We start from the raw sequence: 21,754 nt of genomic DNA on the forward strand, positions 1-21,754 counted from the left end.
TTTCACCCTATCCGAACCGACTCCAAAAACAAAACAGTTGAGCGACATCAGGCGGGAACACAAGAGCCTTTCAGGCTGAGATTCCAGGTCGAAAAGTGCTGAAGAGGTCTACAGAATTGGTCGAAAGCAGACCTTGGCGAACGACCGCGGCTGGGTGAAAACGCACTGAGTACGTCGCCTGACTCTGTCAGGCCACAGCACCTGATTTATTTCAGTTCCGTTCTTATTTGGGTTCCAGGCTCGAAATATTGACTGGGATCTTTGGCCTTCTTCAGGTCAACCAAGGCTCGGCACACGCAATGTGAGAATTGTTTCTGCAGCGTTTCGGGGTCCTTCCATGCGATTTGCGAGGATTGCAAGGATTGGCCTTCGGACGATTTATAGCAGACACAATTATCGAGCCGGGTGATGCCGTTATCGTTGGTGCTCTGGCAGGCAGTGGTCAGCAAAGAGATCGCGATGAGCATGGCGAAGTGTTTCATTGGCTTCCCTCAGAGGCTGTTGTGAAGGGCGCGGTGCAAATCCCGGTCTGCTCAAAATGCCCGACAGTAGAAGGAAGCTTAGCTCTCATTTTCCATCGCTCCATCCACTGGTAGCTTTTGGTCGATGGCTGCCTGTCGCGACAGGCTGGAATCCATATTTTGTCAGGCGTCGATCCTGATCGCGTGATTACTCCGGCAACCCGGCCAGGCGCAATCCATCGGCGAACCGGGCGAAATCCTCGGGCCGCTGGATCGGCATCCAGTCTTTGAGGTTGCAGAGGCGCAAGGAAGGGTCCAGTGCCTGCAAGCGCTGCATCGCCCACCTGGCCTTATCCATGCGCCCGCTGAGCGCATGACTGGCCGCCACCAGAGCCGCCGCGGCCAGCAGGCTGGGCAGGTTGCCCAGCGCCTTTTCCGCCCAGCCTGCAGCGGTATCGAAGTGCCCGGCGAGGAAATGCGCGAGCGCCATCCCGACCTGCATCCTGAACATTTCCGGATCCAGCGGACTCAAGCGAACGGCATGGTTCAGGTTTTCGATGGCGGCGTCTGTTTCACCGTGCAGCGCGCGCAGAATACCGCCCAGAAACCAGGCGGGTGCGAGGTTGGGGTTGAGCAGCCGTGCCCGGTCGAGCAATGCAATGCCACCGTCGACATCTCCGGTTAAATGACTGAGCGCATGCCCACCGCGCGTCAACGCGACGGCATCATCGCGGCCCAGCGTTACCGCCAGACGCGCCAGCCGTGTGCCCTCGGCTGTCTCGGCAGCCCGGTCGGTCATCCAGCCATTGAGCTTGCGCCAGAAATGGCACCAGGCGGCCATGCCATAAGCCGAGGCAAATTCCGGATCGAGATCGATGGCCTTGTAGAACATCGGCAACGCGTCTTCGATGGCTTCCCGTGTGCCGGTGTGCAGTTTTGCCATGGCGCGCAGGTAGTAGTCGTAGGCGTCCAGGCTTTCCGTGGGTTTGCGTTTGGCCCGCTCGATTTCTGCCCGTTCGAGTTGCGGTGCGATGGCGCCGACGACGCTTTCGGTGATTTGATCCTGCAGCTCGAAAATGTCATCGAGCAGGCCTTCGAATCGCTCGGCCCAGAGATGCGTCCCGCTTGTCGCGTCGATGAGCTGACCGGTGATGCGGACCTTGTTACCGCACTTGCGCACACTGCCTTCGAGCACGTAGCGAACCCCCAGCTCCAGACCGACGCCTTTGGCGTCCATCCCCCGGCCCTTGAAGGTAAAGCTCGAATTGCGCGCGATGACGAACAGCCAGCGGATCCGCGACAGGGCGGCGATGATGTCTTCTACGACGCCGTCGGCGAAATAGTCCTGTTCCGGATCGCCACTCAGGTTGTGGAAGGGCAATACGCTAATCGAGGGTTTCTCCGGGAGCGTCAGCGTAGAGGCGGGCGTTTGTCTGGAAGCCACGGGTTCGTCGATGTCAGGGGGTGGCGTTTGCCCGCCAGTGTCGACGGTGACTTGCCCGACGAAGCGGTAACCTTTGCGGGCGATGGTGCGTACCAGGCGCTGTTCCTCGCCGCTATCGCCGATGGCCTTGCGCACCGCATTGATGTGACTGGTAATCGTCGATTCCGAGACGATCCGGCCGCTCCATACCGCCTGGAGCAAGTCGTCCTTGCTGACGACGCGATCGGGATTGCTGACGAACAGCAGCAACAAATCGAAGACCTGCGGGCCGACGGCCACGACGTACCCGCGCAAGGTCAGCTCCCGGCGATCCTGATCGAGCAAGAAGTCTTCAAACGCGAACTGCAACGCAAGCATCTCCTGTCGAAGCGCCCTCAACTCCGTGTCCCAGGCGGTTGGCGATTAGAACCTGACGCAGATCATACGGCAGCTCGAAACCCGCTGCACCGTCCGCGCCAAGGGCGGCTGGACGAACAACACCGTCCTTGGACGTAAATCCAAGCTAAACCCAAGCCCGGCGCAAGGACTTGCCTCCTGCGCGCAGGCACTCTCTACCGACACCGACGCAATCGTTGCCGTCGACAAGTGGAGGAAAGCCATGAAAATCGTCGTCATTGGAGGCTCCGGCCTTATTGGATCGAAACTTGTGAATACCCTTCGTGCGCGCGGCCATGACGTGCTCGCCGCCAGCCCCAGCACGGGCGTGAACAGCATCACCCGCGAAGGCCTGGCCGAGGCGATGGATGGCACAGACGTGGTGGTCGACGTGGCGAACGCGCCGTCGTGGGAAGACCAGGCTGTGCTCGATTTCTTCGAAACCTCCAGCCGCAACCTGCTGGCTGCCGAAGCGGCTGCTGGCGTTGGCCATCACGTTGCGCTGTCGATTGTCGGCAGCGAACGGCTGCCCGACAGCGGGTATTTCCGGGCCAAGATCGCGCAGGAAAACCTGATCAAGGCCTCCGGCATTCCCTACACGCTCCTGCGGGCCACGCAGTTCTTCGAGTTTGTCGACGGCATCGTCCAGTCATTCGCGGTCGGCGAAGAGTTTCGTGTTTCGCCGGCGCTGATCCAGCCGATAGCGTCCGACGACGTGGTGGCGGCGCTGGCCGATGTCGTGCTGGCAGCACCGGTCAATGGCACGGTTGAAGTCGGCGGCCCGGAAGCCCTCCCGCTCGACGAACTGGCCAGGCGCTTTCTGCGGATCACCCAGGACAACCGCAAGGTCGTGCCGGACGTGAACGCGCGCTACTTCGGCGCCGTGCTTGACGATCAATCGCTGACCGCCGGCAAGAACGCGCGCGTGGGCGCGATCCACTTCGAAGACTGGCTCGCTCAGTCGAAGGCCCGGTAATAGATCGCGCCCTCAACTCCCTACACATCAAGGAGCAATCCCATGGTTACTCGAATCCTGCTCGCCGCGGTCTTTGCAGCGCTCTCGATCAGCGCCGCATCGGCCGCTGAACCGCCCGCCGGCAAGGTGACGGTCGTATTCGACCGCCCCATTCCCAACATCCCAGGCAAGAGCATGCGGGGCGTGCTCGTCGAGTATGGGCCGGGCGCCGCGTCGCCGTCCCACACCCATCCGAAAACCGCCTTTATCTATGCAACGGTCCTGGAAGGCTCGTTTCGTATCAAAGTCAAAGGCGAGCCGGAAAAGATCTACAACGTCGGCGAAAACTTTGTAGAGGAGCCGGGTTCCGTGCACTTGGTCAGCGCCAACGCCAGCGACACCCAACCGGCACGCCTGTTGGCGGTGTTCGTCCTCGACACCGACGAAACGGTGCTCGTCACCCCCATCAAAAAGTAAGCCGATCAACGCGCTCATGAACGGGCGACAGCTGGGCGGCAGACCTCTGTCGCCCAGTGGCCTCTGTTGTTATCGGCACTGAACAGGACATGAAACAATGAACTCGCTCCAGGACAAGGCCGCCATGGCCGCCAGCGCAAATTCCGGGGCGCCTGGCGTCGTGCAGGGGCGAAGCAAACGCAAGACTGTCGGGCTGTTGCTGTGCGTCGGTGCCGTGATGGTGGTCGCGGCTTGGGCAGCCATTGCGCTGTCGAGCGGTGTGACCTCGACCGACAACGCCTATGTCCGCGGTGATGTGACCTCGCTCGCCGCCAAGGTCGCCGGCTATGTCACGGCGCTGGAGGTCGAGGACAACCAGAGCGTGCACGCGGGTGACGTACTGTTCCGTATCGATGATCGCGACTATCGCGCCAAACTGGCGCAAGCCATGGCCAATGTCAGCGCTGCTCAGGCGCGCCTGATCCATGTCGATGCGCAGATCCAGCTGCAGCGTGCGTTGATTCGACAGGCCGAAGCGCAAAGACGCTCGGCCACGGCCGACATGACTCTGGCGACCAAGACCCATGACCGCAGCCGCAAACTGATCGTCAGCAATGCGGTGAGCCAGGCCCTGGTCGATGAGACCGGCACCGCGCAATCCAGAGCGGTGGCGTCGGTATCGGCCGCCTCGGCAACGGTCGAGGCGCAGCAGCAACACATCGCCGTGTTTATGGCTGAAAGAGAGGCGGCCGTTGCCGCCGTGTCCCAGGCAGAGGCCGCGCGGGATCTGGCCCAGATCGACCTCGACCACACCGTGGTGCGCGCACCGGTGGAGGGCGTCATCGGTAACCGCCAGATTCGTCTCGGGCGTTACGTGACGCCGGGTGTTGCCCTGCTCGATATCGTGCCGGTCAACGCTGTGTGGGTGGTGGCGAACTTCAAGGAAACTCAGCTCGAACACCTTCGCCCCGGTCAGCGCGTGCGCATCACGGTCGATGGCTACCCCGACGCCGCACTGGATGGCGTGGTCGACAGCTTTGCACCGGGCAGTGGCTCGGCGTTCAGCTTGTTACCGCCCGACAACGCCACCGGCAACTTTGTACGCGTCGTGCAGCGCGTCCCGGTGAAGATCCTGATGGCTGACAATCCACTGCCGGGGCGCATCGTGCCAGGCTTGTCCGCGCGGGTGGAGGTGACGCACGGGGACGGCACATGAGCACGACAGCCCGCGCCACCAACGACATCCTGCTCATGCTGGGCATCGTGCTGGCTACGCTGACGGAAGCGATCGCCAGTACCGTTTTGGCACTCGGACGGAGCGACATCATCGGTGACACCTATGCCACGCCTGACGAGTTCGCGTGGCTGGATGTCGGCTATATCGCGCTCAAGCTGATCGGGTTCATGACGGCTCCCTGGCTGATGCAGCGCTTTTCTGCCCGCAATGTGATCATCGGCGCCACCTTGGTCATGGGCCTGGCGTGCTGTATGGCCGCCATCACCGCCCGGCTGGAGTTGCTGATCGCGCTTCGCATCCTTCAAGGCTTCGCGGGCGGCGCGCTGCTGGTCTCGGGCCAGGCGATGATTTTCCGCGCCTATCCGCGCGCGCTTCAGCCGATCCTGCAAGCCCTGTTTGCCATGGGTTCGGTGGTCGCGCCGGGGACGCTCGCCCCAGCCCTGCAAGGATGGTTGATCGACAGCCAATCCTGGACCTGGATTTTCCTCAGTGTGGTGCCGCTGGCCTTGGCGGCGATCGGGCTCTTGCTCATCGTCGACCACCCCATGGCCGTCAGGGTGCGACAACGTTCTTTTGATTGGCTGGGTTTCGCACTGATTGCTTCGACCCTGTTCTGTTTCACCTATGTGCTCAGCCAAGGCAGCCGCTGGGACTGGTTCGAGGAGCCTGTCATCCTGTCGCTGACGATGATCGGCGCCGCCGCGCTGCTGGCATTTATCGGTCAGCAGGTGTGGGTGAAAGGTCAGGGCCTGTTCGATTTCACGGTGTTCAAATCAAGCGATTTCACCTTTGCCTTTTGCGTCAGTTTCGTCGCCGGTGCCGCTTTGTTTGGCAGCGCGTACTTGATACCGGCATTCGCCTTGTCGGTACTCGCGTTCACGCCGACCGATGCCGGGCTGCTCCTGTTGCCCAGTGGCGGCTTTTTTATCGGCTCGCTGCTCATTGCCGCTTTTCTGTTCAAAGTCCGTCACGTTCCGCCGGTGGCCACTGTGCCTTTTGGCATCCTGCTGATCATGGGGGCGATGTGGATGTTGTCCGGTTCCACCAGCGAAAGCGGCGCCGACGACATGATGGCGGGCATCCTGCTGCGTGGTTTGGGTCTTGGTTTTCTGTTTCTGTCGATCACGCTGATCGCCTTCACCCACCTCAACAGTCGCAATCTTGCCTGCGGCATCGGCCTGTTCAATACGGGACGCCAGTTAGGTGGCTTGATCGGCGTCGCTGGGCTCCAGACACTGATCGACCATCACATCGTCATCAATAGTGCAGTCCTCGGCGCCAACGTCACCCCGGGAGGCAGCGCGCTGATCGAACGGCTGACGACCACCACGGCGATGCTGGCGGGGAAGGGCATGGACGCTGTGGCCGCTAGCCGGGCCGCGACGAGCCTGCTGAGCAAGGCGGTGTCAGGGCAGGCCACGGTGATTGCGTTCGATACTGCGTTTTTTGCGGTTGCCCTGTTGTTTGTATTCGCCGCACCGCTATTGGTCGGGATCAAGATTGGCTTGGCGCGACGCGCGAAAGCACGTGCGGCGATCCTCATCGCCCACGGGAACGAGGAACGAATGAAAGTCCTCACTAAAGCCCCGACTTTTTCTTGAGCTCGGCCTCGCTCGTCACGCCGCTGAGAGGGCCGCCCGGCAAACCTTCATTGGCTCGCGCCAACGGGAGCAGCACCGGTACAAACCCGGCGTCGCGCACCAGACGGGCACCGAGGTCGCGGGCCTGGGCGTCGTCGGCGAAGGTAGGAATCGCCTTGCCTTTGCCCGATTCGCTTTTCATTGAGGCGTAGCCTATGGCGTTGAACGCCCGCACCAGGTGCACACCGGGCAGATACTGCTGGTCTGCCAAGGCGACGCCCAGCTCCACTGCCTTGCGCCCGACGTCTCCGTCGCGGCCGCTGAAGGGGTTGCTGGTGCTGAACAGCACTTTGCCGTCCAGCTTGCCCTTGAGCTGTTCGGACAGCACCGGCATTGCGCCGTAGGGCACACTCAACACGATCACATCGCCCCAGGCCGCGGCCTCGTTGACCGAGCCCGCCTGAGCATTGGGACCGGCAGCCTTGACCAGGTCCGTCAGTTCCTCGGGGTGGCGTGACGAAAACATCACCGAGTGCCCGGCCTTTGCCCATAGCGTGCCAAGCGTACCGCCGACATTACCGGCGCCGATCACGCCGATTTTAAGGCCGTCCGCCATAACCTGGCTGGTGCACAGGACCAGGCCGGCGAACATCAGGACGAGAATTCTGGACATGCGCTGCGCTCCCGAGTTGGAAAACAGGGCCCGCCCCCTGTAGGAGCGAGCTTGCTCGCGAAGGTCATGAATGCGCAGTGTTTATCCTGCTGAAACGCGTCATCGTTAACGACCTTCGCGAGCAAGCTCGCTCCTACAGGGGGCGGTGGTTTACAGAGTGAACAGCATTCCACCATGCCCGGGTGCTGAACCCGGACATGGGGCACACCAATCGATCAATGCCCGCCAACCACCATGTGACTGAATGGCGCCACATAGGCCTGCAACGTCACCAGCCCACCGACCAGAATCGCCAGGATGATCGAGTGGAAGAACACGTAGCGCAGGATTTCCCCTTCATGCCCATACCAGCGCGTAGCGGTGGACGCCACCACGATCGACTGGGCGTCGACCATCTTGCCCATCACCCCGCCGGAACTGTTGGCGGCGGCCATCAGCACCGGACTGATCCCCAGTTGCTCGGCGGTAACCCGCTGCAAGCCACCGAACAGCACGTTGGAGGCCGTGTCCGAGCCGGTCAGGGCAACGCCGAGCCAGCCGAGGAGGGTGCCGAACATGGGGTAGAAAATCCCCGTCGCGGCGAAGGCCAGGCCCATGGTGGCGTCCAGTCCCGAATACCGGGTGAGGAAACCGAGGGCGAGCATCGCGGTGATGGTGATCAGTGAATAGCGCACCACCCACAGCGTTCGCAGGTATTGATGGATCAGTTGCGGAATGGAATAACCCATCAGCAACCCGCCCAGAATCGCCGAGAGCAGGATGCCGCTGCCGGTGCTGGTGAACCAGGTGAACTTGTAGACCGCTTCCTCGGTTTTTGGCGCTGGCACCACCGGCGGGACTTTTTCGATCTGCTGGTGAATCGTGGTGAAGGTCACGACCGGGGCGAAGATCGGGTTCGCTTCGCGCATCGGCTTGCCTTGTGGGTCGAGCTTGGCCGATTGGGTCGCCGGATCGATCGCCGGGCGGGTGTCGAACATGTTTTTGAAACCCTGGGTACCCCATGCGAAAACGAAGACGGTGAGGATGATCCACGGCATCCACGCACGCATCACCGCAGGCTTGGCATCGGAGGCAAAGGCGGCACTGGCGACGGGTTTTTCATCATGCTCGGCGTCGATTTTGGAGTTGTCGACCCGCCCGGACAGCGCGGCGGAGGTGTGCACGGTGGCCGGCTTCCAGACCTTGAGGAAGCCCGTCAGGCAGGCCATCGAAATCAGCGCGGCGATCACGTCCACCAGCATCGGGCCGTGGTAGTTGGACACGAGGAACTGCGGCACCGCAAAACTGACCCCGGCGACCAGGATCGCCGGCCAGATTTCCAGCATCTTGCGCCAGCCGGCGAAGGCCCAGATCAGCCAGAACGGCACGATCACCGAGAAGAACGGCAATTGCCGACCGACCATCATCGACAGCTCCATTTCATCCAGACCGGTCACCTTGGCCAGGGTAATGATGGGCGTGCCCAAAGCGCCGAACGCCACGGGCGCGGTGTTGGCGATCAACGCCAGGCCCGACGCGGCCAGCGGCGAAAAGCCCAACCCGATCAGAATCGCCCCGGTCACCGCCACCGGCGTGCCGAAACCGGCCGCGCCTTCGAAGAAGGCACCGAAGCAGAACGCAATCAGCAGCAATTGCAGACGTCGGTCGTCGGTAATGCGCGCCAGGGAATCCTGCAGCACCTTGAACGAACCGTTTTCGGTGGTCAGGCGATGCAGGAAGATGATGTTGAGCACGATCCAGCCAATCGGCAGCAGCCCGTTGGCCGCGCCGTAGAGCGCCGCCGAGCCCGCCATGTTCGCCGGCATGCCGAAGGCGAAGATGGCGATCAGCAGGGCCGAGGCCAGGGCGAGCAATGCCGCCAGATGCGCCTTGATGTGGAAAAACGCCAATGAGGCCAGCATCACCACGACCGGCACTGCCGCCATGATGGTGGAAAGCACCGGGTTACCGAACGGATCGTAGATTTGCTGCCAGACCATGTTCCACCTCTGCTTCTTATTGTTGGGAGTGCAGGCCCCGTGGGGGGTAGGTGGCTTGTAGTATAGGTGGCATTACGCCGCTGTCAGGGCAGGGCTCATCTTCGGTGAATGAAGGCGGTTGGAAGGCTTCACTGAGCTAACATTGCATCCAGGGGTTTGCGTCTACTCGGGTATCAACGACGGGAGGAATGCAGCAATGACTGAGCGCCATTTGGACCACAAGGAAACGCTGTCGAACGGATGCAAGATTGAAGTCAAGGCCGAGATATTGAGGGACGGCTCGCTGAAAATGTTCATCGGTGTTTACTGGCCGGACGGTTCCGTCATCTCTGAGAATCACGATCCCAAGCCGCACCTGCTGGACATGGAAGCGGCGCTGGATTGGGGCATCGATATCGCCAAGGGTATCGGCAATAGCCAGCGAACCCTGTGAGACGTGGCTGATGGTATCGGTGCCCTGAGGCGTCAATGCTCGATCCGGCCCAAGTCCGGGGCAAATGCCTGGCAACCGGGTTGACTGTTCGGAGCAGACTGCACCCACCACGATCCCTGTAGCAGCTGCCGAAGGCTGCGTTCGGCTGCGCAGCAGTCGTAAACCCTGCGCATGCGATTTTCCTGATACTCCGCGTAGTCTGACTTCACGACTGCTGCGCAGCCGAACGCAGCCTTCGGCAGCTGCTACAAGGGCGCGCCGCCAGACCCCGGGCCGTCAGTAGACATCACGCAAATAGCGTTTCTGCTCGCTCAACTGGCGCCAGTAATCAGCGGCGTGTTCCGGGCTCAGCCCACCCTGGCTTTGCGCGACCTGGCGCAGGGCCAGGTCGACATCCTTGGCCATGCGGCTGGCATCGCCACAGATGTACAACTGCGCGCCTTCCTGTAGCCAGCGCCACAGTTCGGCACCTTGTTCGCGGATTCGGTCCTGCACGTAAATCTTCTCTGCCTGATCGCGGGAAAAAGCCAGGCTGAGTTGGGTCAGCAGGCCGTCGCGCTGCAGGCCTTGCAGTTCCTCGCGGTAGTAGAAGTCGGTCGCGGCGTGCTGCTCGCCGAAGAACAGCCAGTTCTGGCCCTTGTCGCCGCGCGCCCGTCGTTCTTGCAGAAACGCCCGAAACGGCGCCACGCCCGTGCCAGGGCCGATCATGATCATCGGCAGGTTGCCATCGGCGGGCGCGCGGAAGTGCTTGGATGGCTGGACGAAGACCGGGACTTCAGCGTTTTCGACGCGATCGGCGAGGAAGGTCGAGGACACGCCCTTGCGTTTGCCATAGCGCACGGCGGCAACGGTGAGATGGACTTCCTCAGGATGCGCCTTGGGGCTGGAGGCGATGGAATAGAGCCTCGGTTGCAGGCGCTTGAGGGTGCCCAGCAGTTCACTGGCGGAACAGTCGACGGGAAACGCCTGCAGCACGTCCGCCAGTTGCCGGCCCCACAGCCAGTCTTTCAATTCGGCCTTGCGCTCGCTGCCCAGCAGGTGTTTCAATGCCGGGTTGCGGCTGCGTTCGGCGATGAACGCCAGGGTGTCGCTGTTCGGCCGGGCGATTTCAAAGTGCTCGGTCAGTGCCTGGTGCAGTGGGACTTCACCGAGCGTGTCGATGTTCACGGTCGTGTCGGCACCCAACCCGGTCAGATTGAGCAATTCACCCACCAGCTCCGGGCAATTGCGCGGCCAGACGCCCAAGGCATCGCCGGCCTCGTAACTCAGTCCGGAGTCCGCCAGCGCCAAGGAAAACTGGCGGGTTTCTTTGTTGGCGCTTTGCTTGTTCAGGTGACGGTTGACCAGCAGCCGTGAAGCAAACGGGTTGGTCTTGCCGGGTGTCGCAATAGGGCCAGGGGCAACACTCGGGGTGGGCTCGACCGTTACCGGCTGCGCGGGAGTCAGCGTTTGCTGGAATTGGGCCAGCCAAGTGTCCGCGCGTTCCTCGAATTCGGTGTCGCAGTCGACGCGTTCCAGCAGCCGGGTGGCGCCCAACTCCTGTAGACGCTGATCGAGTTTTTTACCGTGCTGGCAGAACTGGTCGTAGTTGGGATCGCCCAGCGCCAGCACCGCAAAGCGCAGCGACTCCAGACGTGTCTCGGCAGTGCTCAAGGTGTTCCAAAAGCCTTCGCCATTGTCCGGTGGGTCGCCGTCACCGAAGGTGCTGCTGATCACGGCCAGGTGGCGGGTGCTGGCCAGTTTGCTCGCTGGGAAGTCTGACATCGCGCTCAATTCTACGGCTATGCCGCTGTCGCGCAAACGCGAGGCAAAACGCTCGGCCAACGCTTCGGCATTCCCTGTTTGCGAAGCCCACAACAATGTCACTGCGGGTGCAGTCGGCAGGGGCGACGAGTCAGCGCTGGTGTCGAGTCGTGGAGTAGCTGATTCGACCCGGCTGAACAACCCGCCCAACACACCGTCAAGCCATAGCCGGGTGCCCTCGGTCATGGGCGCATTCGGCGGCAGGGCAGGCACGCCGCCAGCCTGGCGACCTGCCGTGGATTGCAAGCCACTGAGAAAACCGGCGAGGTAGGTGCGCTCATTCTCGTTCAAATGCGGCGGCGGCAGATTGCGAATGCCGGCGAGATCGGCGAATGCCTCGATGCACGACATGGGAAGTTCCTCTTTAGAAGGCGAAGGAGGGAGGAGGTCGATGGCGGCGGGCGCAGGCACATCGAGAAAGGCATGCTCGATCAAATCAACCCGTTGCAACGCGACCGCGCAGAATTTGAATTCAGGCTGCAGCGAAATCGGGTCGACGGCATCGTTGGTGACGGCATTGATCGCCAGGTTTTCGCCAAACACATCGTTCCAGTGAAAGGGCGCAAAACAATTGCCCTGGCGCACCCGGTCGGTCACCACGGCCGGCAACACGGCGCGGCCACGCAGCGAGCGCACCTCGACATGATCCTTGTCTTTGATGCCGAAGCTGGCGGCGTCTTCCGGATGGATCTCAACGAACGGCCCCGGATTGAGTTTGTTCAGGGTCGCGACCTTGCCGGTCTTGGTCAGGGTGTGCCATTGGTGCTGCAAACGACCGGTGTTGAGGACGAAGGGGAATGCCTCGTCCGGCATTTCCGCTGGCGGCATGTGCGGACGGGCGAGGAATATGCCCTTGCCGCGCTCGGTTGCAAACACGATCGCCGGTTGGCTGCCATCGGCGTCGATTTTGAGCGTCTGGCTCACGCCATTGTTCAGGTAGCGAATCGGATTACGAGGCTCGGCGTCATCCGACGCACAAGGCCATTGCAGCGGTTTTTCGCGCAGCCGCGCATAACTTGCACCGCGAATGTCATAGCCAGTCTTGGGGTTCCAGGCGCGCTTGATCTCTTCAAACACCTCGGCAGAAGAGGCGTAGGTGAACGCCTGTTCAAAGCCCATTTCGCACGCGACCCTGGCGATGATCTGCCAGTCGGGCAGCGTCTCGCCGGGTGGCTCCACGGCTTTTTGCATCAGCGTCAGGTTGCGCTCGGAATTGATCATCACCCCTTCAGCCTCGGCCCAGAGTGCACCCGGCAGGAGGATGTCGGCGTAGCGGTTGGTCTCGGTGTCGAGGAACGCGTCCTGGGTAATGACCAGCTCAGCGGTCTGCAAGCCTTCAATGACTTTCTGACGGTTGGGGACGCTCGCGACCGGGTTGGTGCAGATGATCCAGCAGGCTTTTATCTGGCCGGCGCACATTTGCTCGAACATCGCCACGGTGCCACCACCGACGTCGCGAGGCAGGCTATCGTGCGGAATGTCCCACAGGTCTTCGATGAACAGCCGATCGGCTTCGACCAGCACCGAGCGCTGCCCCGGCAGACCCGGGCCCATGTAGCCCATTTCGCGTCCGCCCATGGCATTCGGTTGCCCGGTCAGGGAAAACGGCCCGCTGCCCGGCCGGCAAATAGCGCCGGTGGCCAGGTGCAGGTTGCACAGGGCATTGGTGTTCCAGGTGCCGTGGGTGCTTTGATTCAGGCCCATGGTCCAGCAACTCATCCACTCGGCGGCCTCGCCGATCCATTCAGCCGCCTGGCGAATGTCCGCCTCGGGAATGCCGGTGATGGCGGCGACGTTCTCCGGTGCGTAATCCTCAAGGAACTCAGGCATGGCTTCCCAGCCTTCGGTGAACGAGGCGATGAAGTCCGGGTCAGTGTGGCCGTTTTTTACCAGCAGGTGCAGCAAGCCATTGAGCAGGGCCAGGTCAGTGCCGGGTTTGATCGGCATAAACAGGTTGGCTTTGTCCGCCGTGGCGCTACGCCGTGGATCGACCACGATCAGCTTCGCCCCGGCCTTGACCCGATCCATCATGCGCAGGAACAGAATCGGGTGACAGTCGGCCATGTTCGCGCCGATGACGAAGAACAGCTCCGCGTGATCGAAGTCCTGATAAGAACCGGGCGGCCCATCGGAACCCAGCGAGAGCTTATAACCGCTGCCCGCGCTGGCCATGCACAGACGCGAATTGGATTCGATGTTGTGGGTACGGACAAAGCCTTTGGCCAGCTTGTTGACCAGGTACTGGGCTTCCAGCGACATCTGCCCGGACACGTAGAACGACAGGGCATCGGGGCCGTGGGCGTCGAGGATCTCGCGCAGTCTTCTGGCGGTTTCACTGATCGCGTGGTCGATGGCGATACGCGACGGGTCTCGATTACGCTCCGGGCGCAGGTAGGCGGTTTCCATCCGGCCGGACTCGGCGATGGATTGCCCGCAGGTCGTGCCTTTGGTGCAGAGTCGACCGAAGTTGGCCGGATGGGTCTTGTCACCGGTGACCTTGACCACCCGGTTGTTTTCAACCTGCATGACGATGCCGCAGCCCACACCACAAAAGGGACATACGCTACGCACGGTTTGGTTTGCCATCCTCGCCCCTCGAATCTCTGCCAGCACCTGACCGGTCCAGAAACAAAAAAGGCGCCATGTGACCCTCCGTTGGAAACGGGGGTTACACGGCGCCTTTGTCGTATAAGTGCAATCAGCGTTGACTGCGTATCAGGTGAATGCAAACAGCGGGCCAGAAAGCTTCTGGCCCGTCTGTATCGGGGGTTGCAGGAAAGAAAGAGGTCCGGGTGGACACGGTTTCTTGCACTTTTATATAGCGATCGACAGTCCTGTGCACCAGTCGAAGGCGAGCGTGCTCAATGAGCGCGACCTCACTTTTTCGACGATTTACTGCTGGTCGGTATGTGCAGATACGCCATCACGCTTTCGGTCAGTTCAGTCGCCAGCTTCACCGCTTCTTTGTTGCGCGCCATCACGCCGGCGACCAACCCTTCGATCAAGGCGAGCACGGCGATGTTGGAGCTGGTCATCACCGGATGATCGGCGGGCGCGAACAGCGTGTGTTCGGCGATGCTGGTGAGCGGTGAGGCGGGTGAATCGGTGATGGCCAGCACCGAGGCGCCGCGCTCGTTGGCGAAGCGGGCGAGTTGCAGGGTGTCGAGGGAATAACGCGGCAGGGAGATCGCCAGCAACACGTCCTGGTCGGTGATCGCAGCCAGCCGGTACGCGGCGTTTTCGTTGCCGCCCTCCATGCTGATGGCGGTGGCATCGGCACAGAAGGGCATCAGCGTCGACGCGGCGAGGCCGGCGAAGTAGACGCTGTTGCCAAAGCCGAGGATGTAGATTTTACGCGCGGTGGTCAGGCGCGTGACGAAGGCTTCGAAGGTGTCTTCGTGGTTGTTGGTCGCCGCGGTAGCGAGGTTGCTGGTGGCGCTCTGGATTTGCTCATGCAGGCCAAACGCACCGCCGGGACGATGCGCCAGTTCGTTGCGCAGTTTGTCGACCGGCGACACCATTTGCTGCAAGGTCGCGACCAGTTCGGACTTCATGCCGGTGTAGCCACCCAGGTTCAGGGCCTTGGCCAGGCGGTTGACGGCGGCAGGCGAGGTCGACGTTTCGTGGGCCATTTCTTCAATGGTCAGCGTCGCGGCCCGCAGTGGATGACGCAGGATAAAGTCCGCCACCTTGCGCAGCGACGGCGGCAATTCGGTGACGATCTCCGCCAGTTTGCGCATCACCGGTGCGGCATAGACCGTGGTGTTTTTCGAGGGGGTCGGCATATCCGGCTCAACTATTCCTGAGGTTAAAAACGCTGGCGGGAGTGTATCCGAAGCCGCCCCTCGGTTAAGCAAATTCCGCCATAACACTAACTCTGTAGCAGCTGTCGAGCCTGCGAGGCTGCGTTCGGCTCTGTAGCAGCTGTCGAGCTTGCGAGGCTGCGTTCGGCTGCGCAGCAGTCGTGAAATCAGGCAGCGCGGTCTATCAGGAAAACCGCGTGCTCAGGATTTACGACTGCTTCGCAGCCGAACGCAGCCTCGCAGGCTCGACAGCTGCTACAAAGTCTGTGTCGCGGCGGGTTGGGTTATTTCAGGCTTCCGGCCAGAAACTGCTGGAGGCGCTCGGACTGCGGGTTGACCAGCACCTCGCGCGGATCGCCACGCTCTTCCACCCGTCCCTTGTGCAGAAACACCAGTTGGTTCGAAACCTCGCGGGCAAAGCCCATTTCGTGGGTCACGACCACCATGGTGCGGCCTTCGAGCGCCAGGTCCTGCATGACTTTGAGCACTTCACCGACCAGTTCCGGGTCGAGGGCCGAGGTCGGTTCATCGAACAGCATCACCTCCGGTTCCATCGCCAGCGCGCGAGCAATCGCCACACGCTGCTGTTCGCCACCGGACATATGGGCTGGAAACGCATCCTTGCGATGCGCCACACCGACTTTGTTCAAGTAATGCTCAGCCTTTTCCCGGGCCTCTTTCTTGTTCATGCCCAGCACATGCACCGGCGCTTCCATGACGTTTTCCAGGGCGCTCATGTGCGACCACAAATTGAAATGTTGAAACACCATCGACAGCCGCGAACGCATGCGTTGAAGCTGCCTGGGTTCGGCAGCCTTGAGCCCGCCGAGCTTGTTGCTCACCAGTTTCAGTGGCTCGCCATTGAGCACGATGTTGCCCGCGTTGGGCTGTTCCAAAAGGTTGATGCAGCGCAGGAAGGTGCTTTTGCCCGAGCCGCTGGAGCCGATGATGCTGATCACGTCACCGGCCTTCGCCTCAAGGGACACGCCCTTGAGCACTTCGTGGCTGCCGTAGCGTTTGTGCAGGTCCTGGATTTCAAGTTTGTACATGGTTTCAACTCTCTGGAATCAGTCGCTGAGCAAGCGGCCTTGGCGAATCGGGGTACTGCCGGCGACTTTGGCCAGCCACAAACCGGGCTGGGCAAAACGCAGGCGTTCGCGGGCATACAGGATGCCGTCGGTGCTGGCGCACACCACGCTGTGGCGGTCGGTCAGCGGGTCAATCACTTCGAACAGCGGGTCGCCGACCTTGACCCTCGCGCCCAGCGGTTGCAGAAAACTCACCACGCCAGGGTGCGGTGCGTAGGCGTACTGGGCACCGGCGAAGGGCGTTGCTTCACAGCCATTCGCAGGCGCAGCAGGCCAGTCACCGCTGATCAAACCAAGCTCTGCGAGATAGCCGAGGATCGCTTCTGCGCTGTCGACGCAGAGCCCGCGTTCGGTGTCGGCCATGCCGCGCAGTTCGATGGTGGTCGCCACGCAGGCCAGCGGAATGTTGGCCTGCGGGAAACGCTCGGCGAGCTGCAACCACGGGATCGCGCAGGCTTCATCGAAAGCGCTGCCTCCCGCAGCCTCGGCCAGCAGGGCAACACCCGCGTCCAGGCGGGCGGCCAGTGAGCGCAAGCGCGGCCAGTTTTGCGGCATGGCGTAAAGCAGCATGATCGATTCGAAATCGCAGTGCAGGTCCAGCACCACATCGGCGTCGCAGGCGTGTTGCATCAGCAAACAACGCAAGCCATCAAGCTCGGATGCCGGTGCCGGCATCTCCTTGAGGACATCGCGCATGGCGTGGCGGATCAGTGCAATGTTGGCCTCGGCATCGTTGCCCAATTGTCCTTCCAGCAGCGGTGTCAGGGCATCGGCCAGTTCCGGAAAATCGCGATTGAAATTCTTGCCGCTGGAGAACTCGAAGCGACCCTGATGGGTAGCCTGGAACATCTGCCCGATGCCGATCGGATTGGCCATCGGTACCAGTTCGATTACGCCGGTCAGGCGACCTTGTTTTTCCAGTTCGCGCAGACGGCGCTTGAGTTCGACGGCGACGCGCATGCCCGGCAGTTCATCGGCGTGCAAGGAGGCCTGGATGTAGGCCTTGCGCGGCCCGCTGCCAAAACGAAACAGCGACAGGTGTCGTTCAGTGCCCGAGGCACTCCACGGCAAGAGGTATTGAATGTGCTTCATAAAATTCCTTAGTGCTTGCGCGGTGCCAGGTACGCCAGCCAGCGGCGCTCGGCCAGCTTGAACAGACGCACCAGGATGAAGGTCAGGGCCAGGTAGATGAGGCCGGCGGTGATGAACGCCTCGAACGGCAGGTAGAACCGCGCACTGACCGTACGCGCGGCGCCGGTGATGTCCACCAGCGTGACGATCGACGCCAAACTGGTGGTTTGCAGCATCATCAGCACTTCGTTGCTGTACTGCGGCAATGCCCGACGCAACGCCGAGGGCAGCAGAATCCGCCGGTACAACGTGAAGCGCGACATGCCCATCGCCCTGGCCGCTTCGATTTCGCCATGGGCGGTGGCTTTCAAACTGCCGGCCAGCAGCTCTGCGCTGTAGGCACTGGTGTTGATCGCAAAGGCCAGGCAGGCGCAAAAGGTGGCGCTGGAGAGGTACGGCCAGAGCGCGCTTTCCCGCACCGCCGCGAACTGCGCCAGGCCGTAATAGATCAGGAACAATTGCACCAGCATCGGCGTGCCGCGAATCACGTAGGTGTAGAGCCACGCCGGGAAGTTGATCAACGCTGAGCGGGACACGCGCATCAGCGCCAAGGGGATCGCCAGCACCAGGCCAAACGCCAGGGAAATCAGCAGGACTTTGAGGGTCAACACGGCGCCATTGAAGTACAGCGGCAGGTTTTCCCAGATCAGGTTGTAGTCGAGAATCATGGGTGGCTCCCAATCACAGTTCGGCGGCTTTGATGCCGACCGAGTAGTGTTTTTCCAGATAGCGCAGCACCAGCAACGACAGGCTGGTCAGCATCAGATACAGCGCCGCCACGGCGAGGAAAAACGTGAACGGCTCATGGGTCGCATCCGCTGCGTTCTTGGCCTTGAACATCATGTCCTGCAAGCCGATCACCGAAATCAGCGCGGTGGATTTAGTCAGCACCAGCCAGTTGTTGGTGAACCCGGGAATGGCGAAGCGAATCATCTGCGGCACCAGAATCCGCCAGAACACTTGCGTGCCACTCATGCCATACGCCGCGCCGGCCTCGGCCTGACCTTTGGGGATCGCCATAAACGCGCCGCGAAAAGTCTCCGAGAGGTAGGCGCCAAAAATGAAGCCCATGGTGCAGACGCCAGCGATGAAAGGATTGATGTCGATGTAGCGGGTGTAACCGAGTGCCAGGGCCATGCGGTTCACCAGATCCTGGCCGCCGTAAAAAATCAGCAGGATCAACACCAGGTCGGGAATACCGCGAATCAGCGTGGTGTAGCCTTCGCCGAGCATGGCCAGCCATTTGAGCGGCGACAAGCGAAAGGCCGCGCCGATCAGGCCGAGGGCAATCGCCATGGCCATGGAGGTCAAGGCGAGATTAATGGTCAGCCAGGCGCCATCGAGAATGCTCGATCCGTAGCCGTGAAGCATGATGAAGTTCCTCAAACGAGCGCCGCAACGGGCGGCGCCAGGGGGGCAGGCAGGCGTTTATTCGCCGTAGATATCGAAGGCGAAATACTTGCCCATCACTTGCTGGTACTTGCCATTGGCGCGGATCGCATCAATCGCGGCGCTCAAGCGCGCAACGTTCACGCTGTCGCCTTTGCGCACGGCGATCCCGGCGCCCCGGCCGAAGTATTTCGGGTCGTTGATGTCCGGCCCGACCAGGGCGAAACCCTGGCCTGCCGGAGTTTTGATAAAGCTTTCATCGGTGTTGACGATGTCGGCGAGCGTGGCGTCCAGGCGACCCGAGGCCAGATCGAGAAAGGCCTCATTCTGTGAGCCGTAACGCACCACCATGACCCCGGCTTTCTCAAGCTGTTCGGTGGCGAAACGGTCGTAAGTCGAGGAGCGTTGCACGCCGACTTTCTTGCCCTTGAGATCAACCGTCGGGTCGTTGATCACGTTGCCGGCCTTCATCGCGAACTTGCCGGGGGTGTGGTAGTACTTTTTGCTGAAGTCGACCGACTTCATCCGGTCTTCGGTGATCGACATTGACGACAACACCGCATCGATCTTGCGCACTTTCAGCGAGGGGATCATGCCGTCGAATTCCTGGATGACCCACTCGCACTTGACCTTCATCTCTTCGCACAGGGCGTTGCCGATGTCGTAGTCGAAACCACTGACGTTGCCCTCCGGCGTCTTGAAGGAGAAGGGCGGGTAGGCCGCTTCGATACCGATACGCAGGCTGTCTTCGTCAGCGTGGGCCAGCCAACTGGCGGCGCACAGTGCCAGAGCACCTAGAAGTTCTGTCTTGTTCATATTGTTGACTCCCTGGGGGCGTGTTTTTGTGTGGCTATAAATGACACGTATTATTTCATAAATCAACACAGTGAAAAAAAAGATATCAAAACGAGGCGTGAGAAAACCCGGACAACGGGACAGTCCGGGGTTTAGCGGGGGGCGAGTGGATATCTGCGCGAAGGTGATTATGCTTCTAGGTAACTTGCGGCGATGCGAGGCGGGCAGCCTGTTCCCATTCTTCGCGCAATCCGCGATCCGGTGACATTAGCCCAAGGGCCTGGGTGCGGCAAAAGCGAGTGAGGTACTCCGGCCTATAACAAGCGCACGACGGAGAAGACTCATGGCCACAATCGACAGCACAACCACGGGCAGCGCGCCCCACCACGGGATCACCAAGGAGGAGCGCAAGGTCATTTTCGCCTCGTCCCTGGGCACTGTGTTCGAGTGGTACGACTTCTACCTTTACGGCTCCCTCGCGGCGATCATTGCCAAGCACTTCTTCGCCGGGGTCAACGAGACAACGTCGTTCATCTTCGCGCTGCTGGCGTTCGCCGCGGGCTTTGCCGTAAGGCCCTTCGGCGCCATTGTGTTCGGCCGCTTGGGTGACATGATCGGGCGCAAGCACACCTTCCTCATCACCATCGTGATCATGGGTGTTTCCACGGCGGTGGTGGGCTTTCTGCCCGGTTACGCGACCATCGGCGTGGCGGCACCCGTCATCCTGATCACCCTGCGGCTGTTGCAAGGCCTGGCCCTGGGCGGTGAGTACGGCGGCGCGGCGACTTACGTGGCCGAGCATGCGCCGAAAGGCAAGCGCGGCTACTTCACCTCGTGGATCCAGACCACCGCGACCCTCGGCCTGTTCCTCTCGCTGCTGGTGATCCTCGCCTGCCGTACGGCCCTCGGCACCGAGGCCTTCGAGGCGTGGGGCTGGCGGATTCCGTTCCTGCTGTCGATCTTGCTGCTGATCGTGTCGGTGTACATCCGCCTGCAACTCAGCGAGTCGCCGGTGTTCCTGAAAATGAAGGCTGAGGGCAAGTCGTCGAAGGCGCCGCTGACTGAATCCTTCGCCCGCTGGGACAACCTGAAAATAGTGATCATGGCCCTGCTCGGCGGTACCGCCGGCCAAGCCGTGGTCTGGTACACCGGGCAGTTCTATGCGCTGTTTTTCCTGCTGCAAACGCTGAAGATCGACCCGCAGACCGCCAACCTTTTGATCGCCGGTTCGCTGCTGATCGGCACGCCGTTCTTCGTCATCTTCGGCAGCCTGTCCGACCGCATTGGCCGCAAGGGCATCATCATGGCCGGCTGCATCCTCGCGGCGGTGACCTACTTCCCGATCTTCCATGCGTTGACCCAATACGGTAACCCCGACGTGTTCATCGCGCAGGAGAAGAACCCGGTCACGGTGATCGCCGATCCTGATCAGTGCTCGTTCCAGTTCGACCCGGTGGGCAAGGCCAAATTCACCAGTTCCTGCGACCTCGCGAAAACCGTGCTGGCGAAAAAAGCCATCCCCTACAAAAACGTGAAGGCCGAACCGGGCACCGTTGCGCAGGTACGCATCGGCGACAAAGTGATCCCGAGCTTCGAGGGCACCGGCATGCCGGCCGCCGACTTCAAGACGCGCAACGACGCCTTCGCCGCCACCCTCGGCGCCGGGCTCAAGGAAGCCGGCTACCCTGAAAAGGCCGACCCAGCCAAGACCAATTACCCAATGGTGCTGCTGTTCCTGACCATCCTGGTGATCTACGTGACGATGGTTTACGGCCCGATCGCCGCGTGGCTGGTGGAACTGTTCCCGGCGCGCATCCGCTACACCTCGATGTCGCTGCCGTACCACATCGGCAACGGCTGGTTCGGCGGCTTCCTGCCGACGGTGGCCTTCGCCATGGTCGCGGCCACCGGGGATATCTATTACGGTTTGTGGTACCCGATTGTCATCGCGGTGATGACGGCCATTCTGGGTACGTTCTTCCTGCCGGAAACCAAGGATCGGGAGATTCATCACACGTAAATCCTGGGCGCGGTCCTTCGGGCAATACGCCTACCCTTGTAATTGGATGGACTCGCCCAAGCCGAGGCGTCTGTGCGCCACGGTGGCATTCTTATAGAAGCCAACGACAGCGAGGGCGAGGCCATGAAAAAG

The 21,754-nt window shown here is 61.4% G+C and carries 17 protein-coding genes; 6 read left to right on the top strand and 11 right to left on the bottom strand.

All coding sequences use genetic code 11. The annotated features are described in order from the left end of the window. Positions 1-206 precede the first annotated feature (206 nt). Together ACIPL2_RS26365 and ACIPL2_RS26370 are read right to left on the bottom strand one after the other, a co-directional pair. A complete protein-coding gene (locus ACIPL2_RS26365; protein WP_401361294.1) occupies positions 207-482 on the bottom strand; it encodes a hypothetical protein in 276 nt (91 codons plus the stop codon). Positions 483-669: 187 nt separating this feature from the next. After that, entirely contained in the window at positions 670-2,253 is a 1,584-nt protein-coding gene (locus tag ACIPL2_RS26370) for a winged helix-turn-helix domain-containing tetratricopeptide repeat protein (protein ID WP_401361296.1), read from the bottom strand. Positions 2,254-2,503: 250 nt separating this feature from the next. Here ACIPL2_RS26370 and ACIPL2_RS26375 point away from each other — a divergent pair, with 250 nt between their 5' ends. The 4 genes from ACIPL2_RS26375 to ACIPL2_RS26390 all read left to right on the top strand — a co-directional run bounded on the left by ACIPL2_RS26375 (position 2,504) and on the right by ACIPL2_RS26390 (position 6,529). Then, positions 2,504-3,256 carry an SDR family oxidoreductase gene (locus ACIPL2_RS26375; protein ID WP_401361298.1) on the top strand — a complete coding sequence of 251 codons (753 nt, stop codon included), beginning with the start codon at positions 2,504-2,506 and terminating at the stop codon, positions 3,254-3,256. 42 nt (positions 3,257-3,298) lie between these two features. Then, the gene (locus ACIPL2_RS26380) at positions 3,299-3,712 is read left to right on the top strand and encodes a cupin domain-containing protein (RefSeq protein ID WP_059403083.1); all 414 of its coding nucleotides are present in this window, start codon (positions 3,299-3,301) and stop codon (positions 3,710-3,712) included. A 97-nt stretch (positions 3,713-3,809) separates the two neighbouring features. After that, positions 3,810-4,907, top strand: coding sequence for an HlyD family secretion protein (locus ACIPL2_RS26385; protein WP_401361300.1), 1,098 nt, complete (start codon positions 3,810-3,812; stop codon positions 4,905-4,907). Continuing rightward, a complete protein-coding gene (locus ACIPL2_RS26390) occupies positions 4,904-6,529 on the top strand; it encodes a DHA2 family efflux MFS transporter permease subunit (RefSeq protein WP_401361302.1) in 1,626 nt (541 codons plus the stop codon). Before ACIPL2_RS26385 ends, ACIPL2_RS26390 begins: the two co-directional genes overlap by 4 nt. Here ACIPL2_RS26390 and ACIPL2_RS26395 read toward each other — a convergent pair. Both ACIPL2_RS26395 and ACIPL2_RS26400 read right to left on the bottom strand, forming a co-directional pair. Continuing rightward, the gene (locus ACIPL2_RS26395) at positions 6,507-7,181 is read right to left on the bottom strand and encodes an NADPH-dependent F420 reductase (RefSeq protein ID WP_401361304.1); all 675 of its coding nucleotides are present in this window, start codon (positions 7,179-7,181) and stop codon (positions 6,507-6,509) included. The two genes, ACIPL2_RS26390 and ACIPL2_RS26395, sit on opposite strands and share 23 nt — an antisense overlap. 215 nt (positions 7,182-7,396) lie before the next feature. After that, complete coding sequence (locus ACIPL2_RS26400; RefSeq protein ID WP_401361306.1) at positions 7,397-9,160, bottom strand: L-lactate permease; 1,764 nt, start codon at positions 9,158-9,160, stop codon at positions 7,397-7,399. A 196-nt stretch (positions 9,161-9,356) separates the two neighbouring features. Between ACIPL2_RS26400 and ACIPL2_RS26405 the strand changes: the two genes are divergently transcribed. Further along, positions 9,357-9,593 carry a hypothetical protein gene (locus tag ACIPL2_RS26405; RefSeq protein ID WP_059405425.1) on the top strand — a complete coding sequence of 79 codons (237 nt, stop codon included), beginning with the start codon at positions 9,357-9,359 and terminating at the stop codon, positions 9,591-9,593. A 276-nt stretch (positions 9,594-9,869) separates the two neighbouring features. On the opposite strand, the gene ACIPL2_RS26410 is transcribed toward ACIPL2_RS26405, so the two are convergent. The 7 genes from ACIPL2_RS26410 to ACIPL2_RS26440 all read right to left on the bottom strand — a co-directional run bounded on the left by ACIPL2_RS26410 (position 9,870) and on the right by ACIPL2_RS26440 (position 19,623). Next, on the bottom strand, positions 9,870-13,982 hold the full coding sequence (locus ACIPL2_RS26410) for a molybdopterin-dependent oxidoreductase (RefSeq protein WP_401361308.1): 4,113 nt from the start codon (positions 13,980-13,982) through the stop codon (positions 9,870-9,872). A 290-nt stretch (positions 13,983-14,272) separates the two neighbouring features. Then, positions 14,273-15,181 carry a MurR/RpiR family transcriptional regulator gene (locus tag ACIPL2_RS26415; RefSeq protein WP_401361310.1) on the bottom strand — a complete coding sequence of 303 codons (909 nt, stop codon included), beginning with the start codon at positions 15,179-15,181 and terminating at the stop codon, positions 14,273-14,275. Positions 15,182-15,483: 302 nt separating this feature from the next. Further along, positions 15,484-16,248 carry an ABC transporter ATP-binding protein gene (locus ACIPL2_RS26420; protein WP_401361312.1) on the bottom strand — a complete coding sequence of 255 codons (765 nt, stop codon included), beginning with the start codon at positions 16,246-16,248 and terminating at the stop codon, positions 15,484-15,486. Positions 16,249-16,266: 18 nt separating this feature from the next. Beyond that, positions 16,267-17,379, bottom strand: a complete 1,113-nt coding sequence (locus ACIPL2_RS26425) for a succinylglutamate desuccinylase/aspartoacylase family protein (RefSeq protein WP_401361314.1) — start codon at positions 17,377-17,379, stop codon at positions 16,267-16,269. Positions 17,380-17,387: 8 nt separating this feature from the next. Beyond that, positions 17,388-18,086, bottom strand: coding sequence for an ABC transporter permease (locus ACIPL2_RS26430; protein ID WP_401361316.1), 699 nt, complete (start codon positions 18,084-18,086; stop codon positions 17,388-17,390). 13 nt (positions 18,087-18,099) lie between these two features. Then, positions 18,100-18,789 carry an ABC transporter permease gene (locus tag ACIPL2_RS26435; protein ID WP_401361318.1) on the bottom strand — a complete coding sequence of 230 codons (690 nt, stop codon included), beginning with the start codon at positions 18,787-18,789 and terminating at the stop codon, positions 18,100-18,102. A 57-nt stretch (positions 18,790-18,846) separates the two neighbouring features. Next, positions 18,847-19,623 (bottom strand): ABC transporter substrate-binding protein, encoded by a 777-nt coding sequence (locus tag ACIPL2_RS26440; RefSeq protein WP_401361320.1) that lies wholly within the window; start codon positions 19,621-19,623, stop codon positions 18,847-18,849. Between the two features lie 322 nt (positions 19,624-19,945). Between ACIPL2_RS26440 and ACIPL2_RS26445 the strand changes: the two genes are divergently transcribed. Beyond that, positions 19,946-21,622, top strand: a complete 1,677-nt coding sequence (locus tag ACIPL2_RS26445; protein WP_401361322.1) for an MFS transporter — start codon at positions 19,946-19,948, stop codon at positions 21,620-21,622. Positions 21,623-21,754 lie beyond the last annotated feature (132 nt).

Source organism: Pseudomonas sp. NPDC086251, from assembly GCF_044746405.1.
Classification (GTDB): Bacteria; Pseudomonadota; Gammaproteobacteria; order Pseudomonadales; family Pseudomonadaceae; genus Aquipseudomonas.